Below are 5,979 nucleotides of genomic sequence, written 5' to 3' on the forward strand. Positions count from 1 at the left end.
GCTCTTCCGTGAATCCCATAGCATAATCAGACGGAGAATAAATAGCTTTGAATATCTCATTGACATACTTGAGTATCTGCATAAAGCTCCTGTTCCTCGGGGCGGTAATCTGTCTGAATCCGCCTGTTTTCTTCTTTATCTTAAATTGTCTGTAACGATGATGTGTATTGTTTGGATTGCAGTAAAAGTTTATATTTTTCATTGTAAATGGATAAAACTTGTCCGCAAGCCCATTTTCAGCCATATCATCCAGCTTAATACGGTTAAGAAGAGCCAAAATATCATCTTTATTTGACATCTTACGTGCCAATTTTGCTATTTCTGCTTTATCCATCTTTATCTGAATTAAGAGCGGTCTTTAACTCATCTGTAGACTGAAACATCGTTTTCTTTATATAATACTTTTGTCTGTAAAAATTTCTATTAGCTTGCGAGTAACAACTTAACAGAATCATTACATTAACTATCTGACATTGTTATCTTCAAACCCAAAGGGCAAGAAGACATCCCGCGAATTTACTCTAAAAAGAGCAAGGCTCACACCACGCAGGACAAAATTCAAAATTTAGTTTCAGTTATCAGACTTGCCAAAGACCGCGTAGTTTCTTTATTATTTCGACTGCAAAGTTACATCATTACGGCGAAATCTATTTTCGTAATAATGAATAATTTTGAATTTACTGTTTTTTATATTACTCAGTCAATATTCCAGTATGCGTCTGCCTCTCCGTCAAGTACGTCATCGATATCCTGATCGCTCCATCCCATTACATCCTGGGCATATGTGCCGTTGTAATCATTATAAGTTTCACGTATTGCGTAGTAAGGCCTACGGTAATTAGGCTTATTTGATTTGACTTTCTGTTCCTTTACGGGTAGTTCAGGGTTAAGATTGTGAAAATATACATCACTGGCAATGCCATCCTTAACAACCCTCGTTGAACAACGGTTCTTGCCATAAAAGTTCCATACTTCATCATATTCACAAGGCAGTACCTCTTCTCCATGTTCATTTATTATGCCCCATTTGTTGCCGTTATTGGCAAGAGTTGATGGCTCTTTTCCGATTTTAACTCTACACAGCCCGGAGTCAAATCCGTCAATCCAGTCGTATTTACCGAACGGAACAACAATATTGCCTTTACTGTCAATCACTCCCCATTTATAATCAGAACGTTCAACAACTCTTACATATCCATAAGCATTCTCTCTAATATTTTCCATAAGCCTTTATTTATTTTTTCAAGTGCAAAGGTAGCACCGGCCTACGTCCTCTTTGTTCGTACCTTTTTATATTCTTTCTCCATCTCTGTTATTCTTTTCCAAATCTTATCTTGAATATCTGTCGGTTCAAGTACGATAAGGTCTTTTCCGAAAGATGTCAAAAGTCTGATCAGTTCATAATTCTCCTTACAGTCAATACGAAAAAACTTTCCGCCCTGAAATTCAGAGTATTTCAGTCTAAGTTCAGATACTGTACTGTCATTAAGCGTGCGCTGAGATTCATGGAGAGGCTTTGTTTCCACATAATCTTTTGCAGCATCGCTTGTCCAAAATATTATCTTATATAACGGACTGTTGTCAAAAAGAGTTATTCCGACAATGTCTTCAAAGCGTTCATTAATATCACCATCATAGTCGACATATTTATGCGACGGCAAAGGTACTATATCATCAATACGGTCAAGAGCAAAGACCAAAAGTTTCAGATCGCTTTCAGCCGAGCCGAACAAATACCACCGGCGGTTATATTCTTTCAGCAAATATGGGTATATGATTACTTTCTTCTCATTGTCAGACTCACTGAACTTATGATAGTGCAATTCAACTACTTGTTTTTCTGAGATAGTAGTGAACAGTCTTCCAAAAAGGTTTGATTTTTCAAGCGGATTCTTCGTGAAAGATATTATTTGTCTGTCGTTATGTTTAACTCCAAGTCCAAGCCTAAGACCTTCAAGTCCGTCAAGGTTTGGCAGTCCGTCAAATTGTCCCAACAGCGATATAACTTCCTTGAGCAGATATTCCTCGGCGGTAGTGAGAGGCTTGCTGAATATCGAGAAGTTAGGATTTGCGTAGCGCAGACACATCTTTTTACGCCCGTTTTTTTCGTTACCGATATAATAACGTTCGATGTCTACACCTGTAAACGGACCTTTATATTCAAGATATTCAATATCCTTTTCTATAGTTCTGCGACTCACTCCATCGGTATCAGGTTCTATCTCTGACAAACGGTTGCAAACCTCCTCTGTCAAGTCGTCAAGTGAATAATTATGATACCTGTTCGACAAAAGTTCATCAAGTATTTTATAGCGTGTCAACGCATTTTTATTCTTTGGCATAATTCTCTGTTTTATTCAATATGAAGGTTCCTTATCACAACAATTCCGTCTCTACCGACCATCATCAGTTTCTTGTTGTCGAGCGAGAATGAACATGACGCCACTGATTCTATTTCAGCAACTCCTGCATCAGACAAATCGCTAATTGTCGGTACAATCTGTTCGTTCGGATTTTCTACCGAATGGACAAAAATCATTGTTGAAGGTTGATGTCCCCAATTATGATTTTCATCTTTATAAGGCACATATCCTTGATTTGACAAAGCTATGTATTTGCCATCAGGACTGAATGTTAGAAAATTTCTGCCTGAAACTTCATTTACTCCAGAATCATCATAAACATTTCCATACAATAATGTCGGCAGACTGTCATAGGCTGCATAAAAGCCTTTTTGTGTAAAAGCTGCTGTCCATACGGCATAATGTTTAGTATCTTTTTTTATCTCTTTGTGATTGTCCATATCATAGATCAGCAACAGTCCTTTATAAAAACAATTATCAGGGTAACGGCCGACGATGGCTACATATCGCGAATCATATGAAAATGCGACATAATTTAAAAAACGCAATTTGGGTCCTAATTCTATCTCACAATAAAGTTCATCTGTTCCAACTTTTCGTATTGTGGCATATCCATAATCTTCTGTTATTATATCAGTAAAACATGTTGTTGAACTTAGCAAATATTCAATATTTCGGTTTTTAAAATAGTCTTTATGCATATTTATAAATTCCTTACGTGCTTCTTTCTTTTCTTCTTTTTCTTCATTACTGATACCAAAGTGATAATCATATTTTTCAATCATATCACGAAGCTGTTCTTTTGATATAAAAACTTTATTTATTCTATCCAGATGTTTTATATATTTGCTTAATGCACTGTCGGCATACAACTTACCGTCAGGACTGACAAATCTATAATTGGTTATATAGTCCTGATTTATGTATTGCCTTGTCATAGGGTCTATGACTCTCGGACGACGATGGCTGCCATCTACTTTAAACAAAGGACGATATCCATTGATCTGAGATATAAAACTCGTATTAGGAAAATATTGTTCTTCTTGTGTGCCGGTATTCATCAATATTAAATCATCGCCTTTCTGATAAACAATGTTCTCGCCGTCATCCGACATTAATACATTGCCATAGGTTGAAGTATCAAATAAAGACTCTAATATTGGCACATTTATGAATCCGCCTTGAGCTTTTGACATCCTGCCTAAAAACACATGTGTGCCTTTGACTGAAATGGCATAATTCAGTTCTTCAGATAAAGCCTTTACATCCTCAGGCAAATCAACTTTTGTATTCCACAACATCACTCCACAACAATACAGCTCCTTATTGCCATATTTCAAGTGCTTTTGCTCTGTATATTCACGAAAGCCATAATCTGTATTATTATCAAACTCGAACTTAGAGTATTCTGAACTGTCTTTTGGAGAAAAAGCATATATTACATTTTGTCTTTTATCTTTTCTTTGCTTTAATATTCCATATTTTTCAAAATGGTTCCAGGTAAAATTCCCTTTCATAAAGAGAGTTATCTTACCTTCATGAAATTCATAAATGCTCTCATCACCATCTCTGTCCTTTTCTGAAAGAAATATTCTTCCGGCAAAACAGTATTTGGTAAAATCACCACGTAAAACTACTCCATCACCGTTCAATACAATTAATTTTTCTCCCTTACTGTATGTTTTAATGAATAAATAATCATCTTCATGTGTAACGTTATTATAATCACTTATTTCAATTTCAAAATTATTATCCGACGTTCTCAGATATTGCTTGCGTATCTCATTTTTTAATCCTGTACGTTCTATGGTGAATGAATTTTCTTCAATCAAATAATACAGCTGTCTTGATAAGACAAAAAATTTCTTTATCTCTTTGTATTTATATGAAATATTAATACCTCCGAGTAATTGTGGTTTCTCCTTATTAAATAAATCGAATTCATGCGCTAAATGGATAATCTGTTTAATCTTATCTTTTTCAGCATCAGTGTCAACTACATCTACATCCTCACAGGTAAATAAAGGATTCTTTAAATCACAAACGTACCACGAATCATTTGACAATATATCATGGACTGATATTTTAGCACTAGACTTAATATATTCAATTTCAACAAAATAATGTCCGTTTGTAAATTTGATAAATTTAATAACGTCAAAAGATCTACAGTTTCTCTTGAGTGATTTTATAATTTCAAGTGTTTCTAACGATAAGGTATAAATCGTTTTATCTTCATGAAAATATAATGCACCGCCATCTTCACATAAAGAAAAGCAATCGCACTGATATTCTTTCTTATCTAATATTACATCATTAAAACGGACAACATTTAACTTGGTTTTACCATCAGCCTCATTTTGAAATATAAGGGTATCTTTATTTAGCAGTATTCCATTGCTATAAGTTATTAATGGACGTTGCTCTGTAAGGGAATACAGAGTTCTTTCATCACACTTGTTACTGAGCAAGACAACATCTTTGTTTACGCATGAAATTTCATCAGGAGAAAAACTTTCAACATACTGTTCATCAGTGTTACGGTTATAAAAATATGTACGGTCTCTCATGACGACAAAACACCACGGTGTTTCTTCAAAGACGTAGCTATTCTTATAAGTACTACCACCAAACCTAACCGCATCTTTCACTTCAACTTCAACAGCACTATTTCTATCATTATTAAGCATAATAATATACCGACCAGGATATTTAAATACATAATTTTTCCGTAAAGAACCTTCATCTAAAATAAACATAGATAATGCAGGCTTTCCGGCATTTAAATCATTTTTATCCTTAGGATAGATACAAACCATCTTATCAGCTTCAGAATATGACTGAATAATGAACTCTGTATTCAAATATCCTTGATGTGGATGTACGGATAGTTTTGCCATAATCGTTTAATGTTGAAAATCATGTACAAAATTACGAATTAATCACGAACTCTATGTTCGTTATATAAATAAAACACATAAATTCGCACAATAAATAATATATACATCTTTAGATTTTATATTGTAAACATTCTTCATGTTTTCCCGACCGTTTAACGCTCTCAGAACACGCATGCTCTTCGCCATACCGCGATTTTGGGCAGAAAAGGGCAAAAAACGGGATGTTTTGTTAAAGCACTGATAGACAGGGAGTTGCAGCGAATAAGAGAGAAAAGCGGAAGTGTTAAAAAACATAACCGGCCCACTTACGCATAAAAAGTGGCCCGTTTACGGATGAAAAGGTGCCATTTCAGAGGCTCAAACTTATAGTTTCAGGCTCAGAAATGGCTGATTTTAATGATATGTTCCGACTTATTTATAAACGTATGTTAATTAAATGACGTTCTTATTGTCACTTCATTAACATACGTTTACTTTTCGTTTTCCAGATTGAAAAATATTTTTGTCATAAGTTTTTACCGCCATCTCCACGCCTCATTTAAACTATGAAATAAAAAGCGCTTATGAAAAATCTAACCAAAATCAGCTCAATATAAAAAATACAGACCGAATACTAACAACCGATTTTGGTTAAAAAATTTTTCATTATTTTGCGTTATCTTTTGTTTATATTTATATTTTTCCTCATTTCCGCAACTCTTTTATCCTCTCATGAC

The 5,979-nt window shown here is 34.6% G+C and carries 3 protein-coding genes and 1 pseudogene; all 4 read right to left on the minus strand.

The window, feature by feature from the left end; translation table 11 throughout:
• Positions 1 to 334 (minus strand): annotated as a pseudogene (locus QVO66_RS03900) (reverse transcriptase domain-containing protein); the annotation flags it as partial.
• A 362-nt stretch (positions 335 to 696) separates the two neighbouring features.
• Positions 697 to 1,224, minus strand: a complete 528-nt coding sequence (locus tag QVO66_RS03905) for a WG repeat-containing protein (RefSeq protein ID WP_021854100.1) — start codon at positions 1,222 to 1,224, stop codon at positions 697 to 699.
• Positions 1,225 to 1,265: 41 nt separating this feature from the next.
• Entirely contained in the window at positions 1,266 to 2,342 is a 1,077-nt protein-coding gene (locus tag QVO66_RS03910; protein ID WP_021854101.1) for a helix-turn-helix transcriptional regulator, read from the minus strand.
• Between the two features lie 11 nt (positions 2,343 to 2,353).
• On the minus strand, positions 2,354 to 5,263 hold the full coding sequence (locus QVO66_RS03915; protein WP_021854102.1) for a hypothetical protein: 2,910 nt from the start codon (positions 5,261 to 5,263) through the stop codon (positions 2,354 to 2,356).
• Between the last annotated feature and the right edge of the window lie 716 nt (positions 5,264 to 5,979).

The organism is Prevotella sp. CAG:255 (assembly GCF_000431195.1).
Classification (GTDB): Bacteria; Bacteroidota; Bacteroidia; order Bacteroidales; family Bacteroidaceae; genus Prevotella; species Prevotella rara.